Annotated in this window: 17 protein-coding genes and 1 tRNA gene; 7 read left to right on the top strand and 11 right to left on the bottom strand. The window is 38.3% G+C overall.

The genetic code is table 11. The annotated features are described in order from the left end of the window. Window positions 1-43: 43 nt before the first annotated feature. Together L3V46_RS02340 and L3V46_RS02345 are read left to right on the top strand one after the other, a co-directional pair. A tRNA-Arg gene (locus tag L3V46_RS02340) sits at window positions 44-120 on the top strand. Window positions 121-217: 97 nt separating this feature from the next. Next, the gene (locus tag L3V46_RS02345) at window positions 218-1,003 is read left to right on the top strand and encodes a hypothetical protein (RefSeq protein ID WP_239044825.1); all 786 of its coding nucleotides are present in this window, start codon (window positions 218-220) and stop codon (window positions 1,001-1,003) included. Between the two features lie 25 nt (window positions 1,004-1,028). Here L3V46_RS02345 and L3V46_RS02350 read toward each other — a convergent pair whose 3' ends face one another. Continuing rightward, window positions 1,029-2,318, bottom strand: coding sequence for an SRPBCC family protein (locus L3V46_RS02350; protein WP_239044826.1), 1,290 nt, complete (start codon window positions 2,316-2,318; stop codon window positions 1,029-1,031). A 189-nt stretch (window positions 2,319-2,507) separates the two neighbouring features. Here L3V46_RS02350 and L3V46_RS02355 point away from each other — a divergent pair, with 189 nt between their 5' ends. Continuing rightward, the gene (locus L3V46_RS02355) at window positions 2,508-3,008 is read left to right on the top strand and encodes a YcxB family protein (protein WP_004816919.1); all 501 of its coding nucleotides are present in this window, start codon (window positions 2,508-2,510) and stop codon (window positions 3,006-3,008) included. Between the two features lie 47 nt (window positions 3,009-3,055). Beyond that, the gene (locus L3V46_RS02360; protein WP_239044827.1) at window positions 3,056-3,694 is read left to right on the top strand and encodes a fumarylacetoacetate hydrolase family protein; all 639 of its coding nucleotides are present in this window, start codon (window positions 3,056-3,058) and stop codon (window positions 3,692-3,694) included. A gap of 375 nt (window positions 3,695-4,069) precedes the next feature. Here L3V46_RS02360 and L3V46_RS02365 read toward each other — a convergent pair whose 3' ends face one another. Both L3V46_RS02365 and L3V46_RS02370 read right to left on the bottom strand, forming a co-directional pair. Then, entirely contained in the window at window positions 4,070-4,870 is an 801-nt protein-coding gene (locus tag L3V46_RS02365) for a helix-turn-helix transcriptional regulator (RefSeq protein WP_239044828.1), read from the bottom strand. A gap of 211 nt (window positions 4,871-5,081) precedes the next feature. After that, window positions 5,082-6,326, bottom strand: a complete 1,245-nt coding sequence (locus L3V46_RS02370) for a YihY family inner membrane protein (RefSeq protein ID WP_004816923.1) — start codon at window positions 6,324-6,326, stop codon at window positions 5,082-5,084. Between the two features lie 120 nt (window positions 6,327-6,446). On the opposite strand from L3V46_RS02370, the gene wrbA reads away from it, so the two are divergent. Further along, window positions 6,447-7,040, top strand: a complete 594-nt coding sequence (wrbA, locus tag L3V46_RS02375; RefSeq protein ID WP_096735197.1) for an NAD(P)H:quinone oxidoreductase — start codon at window positions 6,447-6,449, stop codon at window positions 7,038-7,040. Between the two features lie 109 nt (window positions 7,041-7,149). Here wrbA and L3V46_RS02380 read toward each other — a convergent pair whose 3' ends face one another. The 5 genes from L3V46_RS02380 to L3V46_RS02400 form a co-directional block, all read right to left on the bottom strand. Continuing rightward, window positions 7,150-7,512, bottom strand: coding sequence for a hypothetical protein (locus L3V46_RS02380; RefSeq protein ID WP_004725792.1), 363 nt, complete (start codon window positions 7,510-7,512; stop codon window positions 7,150-7,152). 223 nt (window positions 7,513-7,735) lie between these two features. Next, on the bottom strand, window positions 7,736-8,596 hold the full coding sequence (locus L3V46_RS02385; RefSeq protein ID WP_239044829.1) for an acyl-CoA thioesterase II: 861 nt from the start codon (window positions 8,594-8,596) through the stop codon (window positions 7,736-7,738). Between the two features lie 153 nt (window positions 8,597-8,749). Beyond that, window positions 8,750-9,325: a xanthine phosphoribosyltransferase gene (locus L3V46_RS02390; protein WP_004725796.1), complete on the bottom strand. Its 576-nt coding sequence runs from the start codon at window positions 9,323-9,325 to the stop codon at window positions 8,750-8,752. Window positions 9,326-9,428: 103 nt separating this feature from the next. After that, the gene (locus tag L3V46_RS02395; RefSeq protein ID WP_239044830.1) at window positions 9,429-10,136 is read right to left on the bottom strand and encodes a DUF3108 domain-containing protein; all 708 of its coding nucleotides are present in this window, start codon (window positions 10,134-10,136) and stop codon (window positions 9,429-9,431) included. Between the two features lie 150 nt (window positions 10,137-10,286). Beyond that, window positions 10,287-10,967, bottom strand: a complete 681-nt coding sequence (locus L3V46_RS02400) for a hypothetical protein (protein WP_239044831.1) — start codon at window positions 10,965-10,967, stop codon at window positions 10,287-10,289. A gap of 232 nt (window positions 10,968-11,199) precedes the next feature. Here L3V46_RS02400 and L3V46_RS02405 point away from each other — a divergent pair, with 232 nt between their 5' ends. After that, window positions 11,200-12,081, top strand: a complete 882-nt coding sequence (locus L3V46_RS02405) for a TonB family protein (protein WP_239044832.1) — start codon at window positions 11,200-11,202, stop codon at window positions 12,079-12,081. Between the two features lie 87 nt (window positions 12,082-12,168). Here the strand turns inward: L3V46_RS02405 and L3V46_RS02410 are convergent, their stop codons facing one another. From L3V46_RS02410 to radC, 3 genes are all read right to left on the bottom strand, one after another. Beyond that, entirely contained in the window at window positions 12,169-12,453 is a 285-nt protein-coding gene (locus L3V46_RS02410; RefSeq protein WP_239044833.1) for an antibiotic biosynthesis monooxygenase, read from the bottom strand. Between the two features lie 65 nt (window positions 12,454-12,518). Next, window positions 12,519-13,430, bottom strand: coding sequence for a bestrophin family protein (locus tag L3V46_RS02415; RefSeq protein WP_004725806.1), 912 nt, complete (start codon window positions 13,428-13,430; stop codon window positions 12,519-12,521). Between the two features lie 37 nt (window positions 13,431-13,467). After that, window positions 13,468-14,190: a DNA repair protein RadC gene (radC, locus tag L3V46_RS02420; protein WP_004725808.1), complete on the bottom strand. Its 723-nt coding sequence runs from the start codon at window positions 14,188-14,190 to the stop codon at window positions 13,468-13,470. Between the two features lie 114 nt (window positions 14,191-14,304). Here radC and coaBC point away from each other — a divergent pair, with 114 nt between their 5' ends. Next, window positions 14,305-15,570, top strand: coding sequence for a bifunctional phosphopantothenoylcysteine decarboxylase/phosphopantothenate--cysteine ligase CoaBC (gene coaBC / locus L3V46_RS02425; protein ID WP_004816940.1), 1,266 nt, complete (start codon window positions 14,305-14,307; stop codon window positions 15,568-15,570). The last annotated feature ends 121 nt before the right edge of the window (window positions 15,571-15,691 follow it).

Raw genomic sequence — 15,691 nt, forward strand, 5'->3', positions numbered from 1 at the left:
ACAAAAAAATGAAAAGGCGTATAATGCGTCCCATCAAGACGTCGCGCTCATAGCTCAGCTGGATAGAGCACTTGGCTACGAACTAAGGGGTCGGGAGTTCGAATCTCTCTGAGCGCACCAACTTGATAAAATATTTAAAAAAACCGCTTTATTGCGGTTTTTTTGTGCCTAAAAAATGGCACAATGAGCGAGATAATAAAAATAAGGCCAATCTTTCATGCATAAATATTTCTCATTGTTTATCGTGCTGGTCATCAGTCAAATGATCGGATGTACCGCCATTCTGTGGAATAACAGTGATTCTGGCAGGTTGGCGACGGGTAAAGTGGTTTCAACCCATGCAGATCGTGTGATTGTAGATCAGGATCAAATTGTCGGTTTTGCCTATTTAACAGAAAATGCTTCCTCAAAAAATAGCCATGATAGAAACAATGTAGATCGCTCCTTAATCGTGGTTGGGCAAAAATATGCGTATATGATTGATATTGGAAATAAGGAAATTTTAGAGACCATTCAATCTGATTTAGACCCCAAGTATTGGCGGATCAAACCTGTCCGTCCGAGTGACAAGCATTTTAGCTTGTCTTTAATGCCTGAAAGCGATGATCAAAAAAATCCACAAGCAGCTCAATTTAGCGGTGATATTGAACTGTATTATGCAAAAAACAATTTAACTCGACTGGAAGAAAATAAGTTATCTCGACTTGGACTGAGTCAGTACGAGTATGGTCAGGAAAACTCTGAATTTTATCAAAGAAAAATTGGATTGGTTGGGCGTGTTGTGGGTTTAAACGCTGAAATTAAAAATATGAAATTTCAAAACTTTAGTCAAAATTATACGATTGAAATGTATACACAAGGAAAAACCAAATACTCACTACATTCTAAAACATTGTTGCAGAAAATCGCCTTAACCCCAGTCACTTTAGTCGGTGATCTGGTCGCAATCCCGTTATATTTCCTATTTAATATTGGTACAACAATTAAACATCTGGCTGATTAATTGAGTTTTAAAAGTTCAATCAGCACTACTTTACTTTTTGAGCAAAAATTGCATTTGCACCCAGTGCAGGTAACATTTCATGGTAGGGTAAACTGCGTGCTGCTTTGAGTAGGAATGGTGCTTTTTCATCAATTTTGATGGTGGTGGTCATTTTGAGTAAGGTGTTATTGCCTTGGGGTAAAAATTGAATTTGACCTTTGAGATAACGTAAATCACCGCCATTGGCATAGAAGTTATTTTCAGTGGCTTTGGGATAGCTAAAACGCATTTTAAAATCAAAAGGGATACTAATAACCCCCAATCCGACACTGACTTTAAAGTCTGCATCTTGTCCTTGTGTGTTGATCGCTGTGGTTTTAATGCTTTTGATTTGTTTTGGAAAAATTTCTTTATAGGATAAGGGTTGTGTCCAACGTTGTAATTGTTGCGGGGTGGCATTTAAATATTGATAGCTTGTGGTAAAACGTAAAACTTCACGACCATGGGTATAAGGTACAGTGACAGGATTAAGTACAATACTGACGGGCTGTTGCGCGTTGGCACTGACCTGAACAATTTTATTGATTTGAGCTGTATTTAATTGTGGGCTAGGTAGTTGCCCTGCATTTAATGCCGTCACTTTTTTAGTCGTATATTTATTTTTGAGTGCTTCTAAAACAAAGGCGCTCGAACCATTTGGAATCGCCAGTTTTACTTCAGGGAAAGCATTTAAAATTTTCTTAAATAGGAAACCTTGCGGTTGGTTTAAATCGCCCCATTGTGTCAGGGTCACTAAGGTTTTGTTGTCAGCTAAATTGAACCATTCAAATTTCCCTAATGCATAAGGAATTGGGCCATCAATCACCATGGTTGAAATGCTATTTTGTCCAATTTGATGTTGCATCACCACATCTTCATTAAAATTCAATACAGGTATCGGTGTCGGGATGGAAATACGATATTTTAATTGACTGACAGGTCCTGCTGTTTCGATGACTTTTGCTGATTTTAAAGTCGGGAATAACCCAACATATTGCGTGTAATTGCTTAAGGTTTTAGCCACTTCTTGGCTACTTACAGGCACAACAATGGCTGCTGTTGAAAATTTAGCTATAGGTTGAGGCTGTTTACTGAATGTCGGTAGCGACGTCTTGGTCGCTGGATGGGCATAAATTAAGATATTGTCTTGAGCAATTGCCGCAATTTGCTGGGCATTATTGTCAAATGGCTTTAACGCGCTGGGAATATTATCGCTCCAAGTGACCAATTTCGCGAAACTGATTTGACTGATACCGATTAAGAGTACGAGACTGATATTTAAATAAAAAACTTTCATCACAATTCCTTTTGCGCCTTGATAAGTGGCAATCTTTTGTTTTTATAAAAACCATTTGTATGAAAGACCCTAAAAGGATTCACTTTTAAAAAATAGAGGTGTTCTGTAAAACAAGATGAAAATCCGCATCTCGCTGGAAAAATCTAGTGTAATATCTTGGCATCGTAAAATATTTGTATTGAAGCAACTATGTCAGACACCCAGCCTGCATTATCTGCACGTTATTATCTTAATTTAGAAGAATCTCAAGACGGTTTTAAACTGGCAACTTTTGGTAAAAAGCAAATTAGCCAATTTCTCACGCCTTTGGTCAGCATCGGAATCATGGTTTGGGGGATTTACCTCGGTTTAGAGGGTGTGGGTAAATATTATGTTTGCTTAGGTGCTTTTTTCTTAATTCTGCAAATGCTGATGCGGTATTGGTTTTTACCGATGATGTTTAAACGCCAATTCGTTAAATATCAATTTGGTAAAAGCGAACAAGGTATTGAATTATTTCAAGACTATATGGAATTATTCAGTAGTGGTCGTCCAAAGCAAGTTCATCATTATTCAGATGTAGATAAATTTGCAGAAGGCAAGCTTACCTATATGATTGAATTAAAAAATCGTACTGTGGTGATTGTGCCTAAACGAGCATTTGCGACACCCGCAGATCAAACGATTTTTATCAATACTTTTAAAAAGTAATTTGGAATTATAAAGTTTTTAACGCTGATCAATAAGAAGGGAACAATATGAGTACACGTCCATCTAAAATTGTATGTGTCGGTCGTAGTTATGCAGCGCATGCAGCAGAATTAGGTAACGCAATTCCAGATCGTCCAGTCTTATTTATCAAGCCGCCCAGTAGTTTGATTTCATTGCAAGACGGTATTTCTTGGAATGAGGCGTGGGGAAATTGCCACCATGAGTGTGAACTGACGTTACGTATCGACAAGTCACTTAAGGGCGAAACCAATTTAGATAAAGTATTGGATGCGATTGGTGCGGTGACTTTAGGCTTAGATTTAACTTTACGTGATCTCCAAGATGACTTAAAGGGCAAAGGCCAGCCTTGGGAGCGTTCAAAAGCTTTTGATGGCTCATGTGTACTGGCAGATTGGGTCAGTGTGGATGAGATTAAAGATTGGTCGGCTGTTACTTTTGAATTTGCGGTAAATGATGAAGTTCGACAAAAAGGCGATACTGCTTTATTGATTTTTGATATTGCTTACTTACTTGCAGACATCTGCCAAGTATTCTCTTTAGAACCAGGGGATGTGGTGATGACAGGGACACCAGCAGGTGTTGCAGCATTGGCTTCTGGTGATCAATTGACTATGACTCTACATGGTCAAAGCCAAGATTTTGTTTGGAAAACTTTTGTAAAATAAGCACTTAAAATGCAAGCAACCCAGTGTTTATTTATAATCAATACGCATTGGGTTTTTTATTATCTACAGTTTTATACAACAACAATTATCGCTAACTTTTGCGATATATCCTGCTTGATTTATCCGTTGAAATTTACAGCCAGTTAAAATTTACAGTATTGCTATTTTTTTAGCTGTTGTTTGAATCGTATTAAAATCGCCAATTGGTTCGTCTTAATAAAATTACCAATGGATGACTTTGGTGAATTCCCACATAAACTAAAATTAAATTCAGCCCATGCATTTTTAGATCGACATATAGATTGGTCGGGAAGATTATTGATTATCAATATTTAGATCATTCCACTTCATCTACTCAAAATTTAAAAAGGAGGTTTAGTGATGCAACAATTTTCTAAACTGATCTGGGGTCCGCATCATCCAACGTTTAAACATATTGATAAAAGCAGAAGCATTGGCATAACCTAAATCCAGTGCAATGCTTTCAACCGTTTTTCCCTCATTGAGCATAGACATCGCTTTCATGACTTTAAGCCGTTGTCGCCATTCATTGAGTGACATAGCCAGCTCTTTTTGACTCAGTCTTGCCAAGGTACGTTCAGTCATATTAATCCGTTGGGCTAAAGCTTCTAGGGTGCTGTGATCAGCAGGGTGGGCATGTAAAAAATCCAAAACTTGTTTTAAGGCAGCATGATTGGTATGGGGTAAATAACTACCGATTAACTCAGCATGTTGTAACTGATCAAGTAACACCTGTAATAGTCGCAAATATTCAGGCTCAGATGCTTGCATTGGGTGTTGTTTGATGTGCTGTAAAATCGCTGAAACCAAGGGTGAGGTTAAAAGAATCCCTGCTTGTTGAGGTAAGGCACTACATAACGATTGGTGGATATACAAAGTTGCATGGGAAACAGGAGTCCGATTCAAACCACTATGTTGCGTATTTGGCGGTAACCAAACTCCATATGGAGGTGGCGTAATATAATTAATTTGATCAATATTGACTTCCATCACCCCATTAAAGGCATAAATAAATTCGCCCCAAGCATGTCCATGTTCAGGATAAACCGACAGCGCAGGATCATGTCGAAAAATAAGCCACAGCGGTGCAACAATTTCATCATTGCTACTGAGTTGAGTCAGTATATTTTTATCGCTGGTTTTTGTTATCGTCATGCAAAGATTGCCTGAATAAAAGATCTTTTGTCTACTTTGAATTATATCCTATAAAAAAGACAGGTTCATACCATTGAGGTGTCTTTTATCCGCTTTATGCAGTGGTTTTGGCTATTGCGAAATTATAACGATTCATCAAAAAAGCAATATCACCTCCCTTTCCAATGGGCACTGCTTGGAAAGGGAGGTTGTTTATCTAGCTGGGTTAAAATTACTTATCATCCAAAATGGTTGAAAGCGGAATCGATAATTTAGCTGCCAAATATTCATCGGATTCAATTAAAGTTGGACCAATATGCTTCATCCAAACATCATCATCATGTACATGTTCAACATCATGACGACGAGGCAGGGTATAAGGTAATGATGTATAGAATGACCAGAAATCAATTTCATCTAAATTTCTGACCAGCACATATTCATTATTGTCAGTGCATTTAACCAAATTCTGTTTTTCTAGAAGTTGGATATAAACTGGCCAACGTCCAATTTCACCACGACCTAAAATATTTAATGCTTCTGCATCAGTTACCACTTCACCCGTTTTTTGTTTTTTATAAAATAATTCCAGAATATCGAGCATCATCAACACAGGATGGCGGGTCTGGATTTTACCTGTATGAAATGCGGTAAGGGCATAACTGATTTCCACACCCAATAAGACGATATTCCACGATAAAAAGATCCACAATAGGAAAATAGGTACAGCAGCAAAAGCACCATAAACAAGGGTATAGCTGGTGAAATTCGCCATAACAAAACCAAATAGGTTTTTAAGTAGCTCAAATGCAATCGCACCAAAAAGACCTGCAATCGCCGCCGCTCTAACAGGAATACTACGATTTGGAATCGTCCAATATAGAATGAAAAAGCCTAAAGTGGTCAGTGCAAACGAAATGACCCCAAATAACGCTGTACCATCAACTTCATAACCAGCAAAGTTATTACTTAAAACATTCATAGAGGCCAATGTTGATGAAATGACAAAGGCACTCCCCAATAAAATCGGGCCTAAAGAAATAATGGTCCAATAACGCATAAAGCCAATGATGCCATTACGCGTTTCTTGAACACGCCAAATCCGATTAAAAACCGTTTCAATACTGGTAAGCATCAGTACTGTGGTAATAAATAAAAACAGCACACCAATAACAGTTAAATTACTTGAATTCTCTGTAAAGACATTAAAAGCCTTATCAAAAGCAATGCTGGTTTTTGGCAAGAAATTACTATAAATCATTTGCTGGAGTTGCTGTCTAGCAGGCTCTAAGGCTTTGATTGATGAGATAATAACCAAGAAAACAGTCAACATTGGAACAACAGCAAATAATGTCGTATAGGTCAGCGATCCCGCTTGTTCACGACAACGATCTGCTTCAAAACGACCAAGTACAAAAAGAATGAATTGAAACCAAGTTTTTTCATAGAAGGGGAGTTTTTTAAGTAATTCAAGCATATATATCTTTGATCTCAATTATTTTTCGGCATATCTTGCATTTTCATTGTCTAGCTTACCCAAAAAAGCAGAAAAATACCGTATAGTTTTATTTTCTTATGTTGAAATCAAGAAATCTCTATGCAAGCTTATGTTCTCGTACTCTATTACAGTAAATATGGATCTACCAAAGAGATGGCACACTTGATTGCCAACGGGGTAGAAGCAGCGGGTGTCGCAGTAAAAATTCGCACTGTGCCTAATCTTTCCACTGTAGTGAAAGAAGCGGAAGCCAGTATTCCAGAACATGGCGATATTTATTGTACATTGGATGATTTACAAAATTGTGCAGGATTGGCTTTAGGTTCACCAACACGTTTTGGCAATATGGCATCTGAAATGAAATACTTTTGGGATCAAACCACCAGCCTTTGGCTAAATGGTGCATTACACGATAAACCTGCTTGTGTATTTACCGCGTCAGGGTCAATGCATGGTGGGCAGGAAAGTACATTATTAACGATGTTACCGCCATTGTTTCATCATGGCATGATGATCATGGGGCTGACCAATGCCAATCCTGCCTTATCCAATACCAAATCAGGCGGTACGCCGTATGGAGTCAGTCATGTCAGTGGACCACGTCATGACCAAAACTTAAGTTCCGATGAAAAAGCTTTATGTGCAGAACAGGGCAAACGTCTAGGTGAAATGGTTAAAAAGTTAAACCCATAATTTTTGATGCTCTTGTGAGATCTAGATAATAATTCAAAGACTTCTCTTTTATCTGGCGTCTAATGGATAAAAAGAGAAGTTCTTTATCATATTGATATTTTATATTTTGTTATTTTAAATTAAAACGATGGTTACATTTTTTACATTGGTAATCAAAAAAGATATTTTGGTCAACAATCACGCCAGCTCGTTTACCAAAGCGATTTCCTAGAAATCCACCTGTAATTCCAACACTGATTGCGCCTACGAAGGTTCCTACAGTTCCACCGACAATAACGCCTAAAGGACCTGCAACCGTTCCGATAGCCGCACCAATAGAAGCACCAGAGGCAGCGCCACCTACAGTTCCTGCTGCTGCACCCGCAGAAGTCAATAATACACTGCCTGCTTTGCCTAAAAGTTGTTCATGGTCACGGCGTTCTAAGTCTGTAGCGCCACACTTTGGGCACTTTACTGTTTGTTCATCAGTCATTGATTTTTACTCACTCAACAAAGTCCATTTGTCTTCATTAAGTTATGGTTAAGCGTTATATTCACGTTCACTACTGGCATTTTTGTCATGCTTATCGCTATCGTTACAATCATGTCAGGGATATGACATGATTTTGATTGTAACTGAATACCGTGATCAGTCTTTATATTTTGTGTGAATGTAATCGCTAGAATGATTGATACAAGTTTATAGAAACATTTTGTTATTGCTTCAGTCGCATTAAACTTTCCTGATTAACGCTACACACCAATCGACCATCTTGCCACATCCGCCCGAAATTAAGCCCTCTGGATTGGCTAGATACTGTGGCATTCATATCATAAAGTAGCCATTCATCTACTCTAAAATCTGTATGAAAATAAATGCTATGGTCTAAACTTGCACTACGCACACCGCCGTTCGCATAGCTGACACCATGCGGTCTAAGTGAAACCGTCAGTAGGTTATAGTCAGAATAATATGCAGCAATGGCTTGGTGCATCATGGGTGTATCTTGTTGAGTGGGAATCGTTTCAAAGGTTTGAAAATATTCAGCATAATTTGTGTCTAATTTTATCGGTTTAAATGGATTGAATGGCTGTACAGGATGGATGTTGATCAAAAATTGACGCATAAATATTGCGCGTGCAGGTTCAGGAACATCCTCATAAATCATTTGTTTAAGTTGTTGTTCTGGGATCAGTTCATCTGGCGAAGGGTAGAGAGGCGGTTCAATCTGATTTTCTAAACCCTCTTCAATATTGGCAAATGAAACCATGGCCGAAAATATAATATGGCCGTTTTGCCAAGCATGGACTTGGCGAGTCGAAAAACTTTTGCCATCTCTTAAATTTTCAACTTTATATGAAATCGGAATATCTGTGCGACCACTGCGAATAAAATAAGCATGTAATGAATGTGCTGGTCGATTGGTGGTTTTTGATGCGGCAATCAATGCTTGTGCCACCAATTGCCCACCGACAAGGTGTGATCCAAATAAACGTGTGTTTTGCCCTTGAAATAGACCATCATCCAATTGTTGTACGTCGAGTAGATCAACTAATTTTTGAGTGATTGATCTCATTTATTATTTACCTGAGTTATCTCTTTATTTACACAATATAGCTGAGGGCTTGATCAAAATAAAAGGCAAAACAAAGATGCTACTGATCAAAAAGCAAAAAAAAAGAGCGCCTAAGGCACTCTTTTTAATGAAAACTTTTGAAGTAAGACCAGCTTATTCTTCTACAAAGCTAACCGTACCGTTTGCCAAAGATTCAACACGTGCCAAAGATTCAACACGGTAGCCTTTATCTAATAACAATTGACGGCCTGGTTGGAAAGATTTTTCAATCACAATCCCAATACCCACAACTTCTGCATCCGCTTGATGAATCAAGTCAGCAAGACCTAAAGCGGCTTGACCATTGGCTAAGAAATCATCAATAACCAAAGCTTTATCGCCTTTGCTAATATGTTTCTTAGAAATCGCAATGGTGCTTTCAATTTGCTTGGTAAAAGAGAATACTTTTGAACGATATAAATCATCTTTAAGGGTTAAAGACTGATATTTACGTGCAAAAATAACGGGTACACCAAGTTCCAAACCAGCCATCACAGCAGGCGCAATGCCTGATGCTTCAATTGTGATGATTTTGGTAATGCCGGCATCTTTAAAAAGACGAGCAAACTCTTGACCGATGAGCTGCATCATCACAGGGTCAATTTGGTGATTTAAGAAAGAATCGACTTTCAGAACTTGATCAGATAGAACGATACCTTCAGCTAAGATTTTCTGTTCTAGTGCGTGCACAGGGAGAATCCTCTAGAGGCAAGGTGCTTTTTAAAGCAAAGGCGTATTTTAAAAAGCACTAAAAAAAATGCAAGCTGAAATTGATCAAAAGGTGAAAAATGTCTTACTTTTTGTAACTGGTCAAGGTTAGGTTATAAGATGTTTTACCATCAACATGTGACATTTTCACGGGTAAATAGTCTAATTGAGGCGCTAACCAGAAAATTGAACTCTTTTCACCATTGTCATGGGTGAGTACAACTTTGACCGTGTTATAGGTTCCCGCAGAGGTTTTAATTGACTCTGTGCCTTGTTTAACAAAGCGACGCGCATCTAAACCTTTTGCATCTGCAATCAAATAACTTGATTTTAGACCTGCACCTTTTAAGTCTTCACGTACTTGTAATTCAGCATTTAACTCATCTAAAGCACCTGCTTTCCATGGGAAAGAACGTGCCTGATCTTTTTTCTTGGTGTTAATGGTTTTGCTGTTTGGATTAAAGTTAATGGTCATGGTGTCATTATGTACCAACACTTTACTGGTACGACTAAAACTACTTGAGTTAATTTGACCATTGCTAAAGCTAAAACGGCTTGTTTCACTTGCAGAAGCAATTGCTGCTGCTTTTGCTGCAAATACATAGGTCCAGTTATTGCCACTTTGACTCAATGTACGGGTCGCAGTACCTAAGTTTTTACCATTATAGGCAAACTGGTAGCTTGCTTGGAACGGACTCATGGCAAGAGCATTGCTTGAAAATCCAACCAATAACATTGCAGTTGAAACACCAGTTGCGATACTTAATGTTTTAAATAACGTTTTTGCCATCATTAAATGTCCTATGCATTTAAAAGTATTTTTGGATATGACACCTATTATGCGGTGTAATTAAAGAGAAAATATTCACTTTATTGCTAATCCTGTGAATTTATGTATACATTTTGATTGCGATAACTTGAAGTCTAATCTGCAATTTGAGACTTAACTCTTTTGCTCAATCGGTGTAACTTCAGTTTCAAGATAATCATCTTCGTCCCAGTCTGGGTCTTTATCTTCTCTAAATTTACTCAATAAAGCGGTTAGGTTTACATTACCAATCACCACCAACTCAGTTTCACGTAATTCTGCATGGTTCACATGGACTTTGTTTAATGTGTCCATAATAGAACGATTTTTTCCTAACCAACGATTCAGATCTAAGTGAAGTAATTCATCTTTTACGGTAATGACATTAAATTTTTCTAGGATCATTCCTAAAGGATCTTTTTTCAGTACCTTTTGATAGAAGAATAAAGCAGTATTTACGCCCATCTTATACCAAACACTGGGATAGCTGGCTTCGATCACTTGGGTGTTGCTGATTTGTTCAAAAACAATCAACTGCATATCTTTGTTGAGTTCCATTTGAACTAACTTAAGATCCACAGAAAGAACCAAATGCATGCCTTTGACATTGAGTGTGGCATAAAGTTTTAACCAATCATCATGTAGGTCGGCATGTAAATCTTCTAAAATTTTGACGTTGTCGGTGACAAAGCGTTTAAAGGTCGCATTTAAAAATACTTGTGATACTGGAAACTCGCGTTCTTCTTCTATAAAACCTTCTGCTTTTTGGTATACTTGTCGAATACGTTTAACAATGTTAGAAAGTAGCGTCGGCATAAGTATTGTCCCAAATCATCATCATTTTTTAAGGCGATAAACTTGTCGATTATTAAAAAAATACAAGTCTAACGATTGCAGTTTAACAAAAAACATTGCACCATTTTGAGTGTTTTAAAATTACGTTTTTACTTTTACTAAATAAGTCACAAAGTTTGTGAATAATGTAAAGTTAAACTTATTTTAATAAATTTTAAATTTGGCGATTGGGGAATTTTGTCGGATTAATGTCATGATAAAAAAATTATTTGCCAATACACAGCATTCTGAGTATTGGTGGCAAGACGCATTATTTGTTGGAGCTGTTTCTGCAGCTGTCATTGCACATGTACTTTTTTTATCTGTTCAATTTGGAATGCCACAAGAAAATAATACCAGCACAAAAGAAATCGCAATCAGTATTCGCCCAAGTGAAGATGAAGTTAAAGATGCAGATTTTTTAGCGCAAGCAAATCAGCATGGTTCTGGAACATTCCGTAAAGAGCATCGTATTTCAAGTGATATGCCAGCGCAAGCAGAAGACAAGAGTGCGGGTGATCAGCAACTGGAAGCTTTAGAACAAATACAGCAAAAACGAGAATTGAAATTCGAAGAAAAAGTATTAATGACGGTTCTTAGCTGGCAAAAGCAGGCCGAACAAAACGATCGTAAAAAGGCCATGGAAGAGTTGCAGAGCCAGATGCAGGCTAAAACGGCAATGGTGGCGAGTTTAGAAGCTCAATATTTACAGAAACAACAAAATTTTAGTAAACAACAAAAAATTAAAACATTAGATGGTATTCAAGCCAAACAAGATGCATCTGCTGGATATTTAGATAAATTTCGTGAAAAAGTTGAGATGTACGGAAACCGATATTACCCAGATCTTGCCAAACAGCAGCGTCTTTCGGGTGAGGTCCGTTTAATGGTCATTCTCAATAATGAGGGTGGGATTCGTGCTATACGATTGATTGAAAGCTCAGGCCATTCAATCCTCGATGAAGCTGCCAAAAACTCAGTGCGTAAAGGGGCACCTTTTGGACGTTTTGATTCAAAAATGAAAGATATTTCTGAACTGCGGATTGTACGCACTTGGCGTTTTGACCCAGCAGAATCTGAATTTGAAGTGCGTTAGAAACTGAACCAGATTGAATGGGATTATCTTGATTCTATTTTTTAGTATCTACCTTCATAAATAGACCGATTTTTAAGTGATCTAGAGTTAATAGCTTTTTTGAATTTGGCAAATCTCAACACTAAATTTTTTATACCACTGTTGTTTACCAATTCGTTGAGCTGCTTGATGTTCTGCATCTTTATGCCAAGCCTGGATATCTTCAAGTGTATTCCAATAAGAAAGTGCAATTTCAAAATCATTTTCACAAAGAGACTCAAATTTTTGACAGTTAAACTGGCTCAATGCTTTCTCTCGTAAAAGTTGTGCAGTTTGAAAATACTGTTGATCAAGCGTATTGATCTGTGCCTTAAAGATAACCACATATTTCATTTTCAGTGCTCGGCCGTTACTTTAACTTCTCTTTAAAAAGGGCAATAAAATCAGAAACTGATGTATTAAAGTAAATTGTGATCATGGGCTTGAATTGGTGGAGGAGTTGGTTTCCCAAGAGTTCCCAATAATTCAATTTCAATCATTCTCACCATCGAATCTAAAGGTAAATCATTACTTTGTGTACCAAAAGGTTCTTCTATCTCGGTACTTAACGCATCTAGCCCCAGAAAAGTATAGGCTAAAATACCCACCAGCAAAGGTGTTGCTAAGCCCAGTAATGAACCTAAGCTAAAGGGCAACATAAAGCAGAAAAAATAGACTGTACGATTCAATAAAACTGAATAAGCAAAAGGCAAAGGTGTGGTTGCAATACGGTCACAACCGGTTTGTACCAAACTGAGCTCATTTACATGTTCATTTAATTGGGTATAGATAATGTCGGAAATTTCGCCTTCTTTGAGCGCTTGCATCAATTCCCATTGGATCAAACTCAGCGTGTATTGCGGCGCATTGGTTTGTTGATACAACTGTGTCAGTGCCTGTTGACTCATACCACTGGTTTCCACCAGCGCATCTGGATTTGCTGTTTGATGCCTCAGACGATCTCTTAATAAGTTTGCAAATACAATCACATGTTGAATGATCCGTTCACGACGCCCTTGAGGGAATATACGACAATCACGGTCAAAGTGACGTGCATTGGCGATCAGCATTCCCCAAAGTTTACGCGCTTCCCACCAACGGTCATAACAGGCGGTATTTTTAAAGCCTAGAAAAATAGAAAGCACCACACCAATCAGGGTAAAGCCAACCAAGGGTAATTCAGGAAAACGATATAAATTGGTATACTCAATGCCACCCACAATTGCAGAAATCAGCATCACAAAACCAAGCGGTGGCAGCACTTTGGGTAAAATTGTACCACGCCAAGAGAGTAATATTTTAAGGGTGTCGTTTTGATCGCGGACAATCATACTTTTAAATCTATATTTTTTAGTGATCTTCACCGCTTCAAAGGTGCTTGTCAATCACATTTGTAGGGAAAGTTTTGGGTTTGATGAGTCCGTGTTCAGCAAAGGAGTAGCTTTGCTCAGCAGCAATGATCATATGATCCAATAATTCTATTTCAAGCAGTTGACAGGCTTTTAATATTTCTTGAGTTAAATCGTAATCTTCACGTGAAGGCTTGGCAAAACCTTTAGGGTGATTATGAGCAATAACGATAAAAGTCGCATGTTTTTGTATGACATATCGTAATAATTGATTGATGGAAATATTGCAGTAATTGATTGAACCATAAAATAGTTTTTTAAAACTCAATTTACGTAACTGGCTGTCTAAACAGAGTACGGCAAAGACTTCTTGAGATTCTCCGATCAATTCATAACGTAAATAATCTCGGATTAAATCAGAACGACTCAAGTCTAAACCTTGGTTTAGTTGATGTTTCAAGTAACGCCGTCCCAGTTCTTTTACTGCCATGAGTTGTGAATACTTGCTTTCGCCAATGCCATGAAACTGTTTTAAATCATCTAAAGACGAATCAAATACAGCATTTAAATGACCAAAATGTTGAATGAGTAAGCGTGCTAATTCAACAGCAGAGTGTTGTTTTGAGCCTGAACGTAGAAAAATCGCCAGTAATTCTGCATCAGATAAGCTGTGCGCCCCTTGTAAGAGTAATCTTTCACGTGGACGTTCTTGTTCAGGCCATTGTTTGATTGAATGATTCATTATTTTTCACATTTTAAAATTATTTTACTTCTGATTTTTCTCCCTTGAATGACTTGGGAGATAGACTATTTAATGATATTGTGAGCGCCACTGCAACTGAAAGGTAGCCTGATAGTGAGTTTTGATCTCAGTGTATTTTCTAATAAAAATATTATCCTCGCTGTAACAGGCGGTATTGCCGCCTATAAAAGTGCAATCCTGGTACGTCGTTTAAAGGATTATGGCTTTAATGTACGCGTGGTAATGACCAAAGGTGCACAGGCATTTATTACCCCTTTAACTTTTCAGGCCTTATCCGGCAATCCTGTTCATACTGAGTTATTAGACCCTGAAGCAGAAGCGGGAATGGGGCATATTGAATTGGCGCGTTGGGCCGATTTGATTTTAGTTGCACCTGCAAGTTGTGACACCATCGCAAAGTTCGCCGCGGGTTTGGCTGACGACTTGCTCAGTACTTTGTATTTGGCAACCAAAGCACCTGTTTGGGTTGCGCCTGCGATGAATCAGCAAATGTGGGCAGCTAAGCCGACACAACGTAATCTAAATACCTTAGTTGAAGATGGCGTACATGTGATTATGCCTGAAGCAGGTTCGCAAGCTTGTGGTGATGTCGGTTTAGGGCGTATGCCTGAACCTGAAGATTTAGCCGAACAAGTTAAAAATTACTTCCATCAAGCACAACGTGCGATTGCTGAGAAGTTTGGCTTGCTTGCTGGAAAACGTGTGGTGATTACTGCGGGACCAACACGTGAAGCGATTGATCCTGTACGTTATATTTCCAATCATAGTACAGGGAAAATGGGCTTTGCTATTGCGGCAGCCTGTTATTCAGCAGGGGCAAAAGTGACGCTATTGGCTGGTCCAGTCAGTTTAGATACCCCGAATGGTGTGCGTCGTATCAATGTTTCTTCTGCAATAAAAATGCTTGATGAAAGCATGCATCAGCTTGAGGAAGGCTGTGACGTGTTTATTGCAACTGCGGCTGTCGCTGACTATCGTGTGGCAGAAGTTGCAGAACATAAGATCAAGAAAGCGGGTGATGAGCTGAATGTTTCATTGGTAAAAAACCCCGATATTGTGGCGACCATTGCACAGCAGTCAAAGCGCCCATTTATGGTGGGTTTTGCGGCAGAAACCCGTAATGTAGAGGAATATGCAGCAGGAAAACTGGTTGCCAAAAAACTCGATATGATTGCCTGCAATGATGTCTCGCGTGCTGATATTGGTTTTGCTTCTGATCAAAATGCGATGACCGTGTTTTTTGCAGAACAGTACCAGATGGAAAAGCGTGATTTAGAAAAAGCCTCGAAACAAGAGATTGCACAACAATTGGTTGAAGCGATCCACGATGCCTTACACCATGAGATTGAACCAATTTAAGCCTTTCTCTGATTATTTCTGAATATAAAAATGCAACGAATTCGTTGCATTTTTATTTGCTATTTTTTGTGCTTTTAAACTATGTTTAATCTTGGAAATGGACAATAGCCACAATGGGCTT

The sequence above is a fragment of the Acinetobacter sp. AG3 genome, from assembly GCF_022343575.1.
In the GTDB taxonomy this organism is placed as follows: domain Bacteria; phylum Pseudomonadota; class Gammaproteobacteria; order Pseudomonadales; family Moraxellaceae; genus Acinetobacter; species Acinetobacter guillouiae.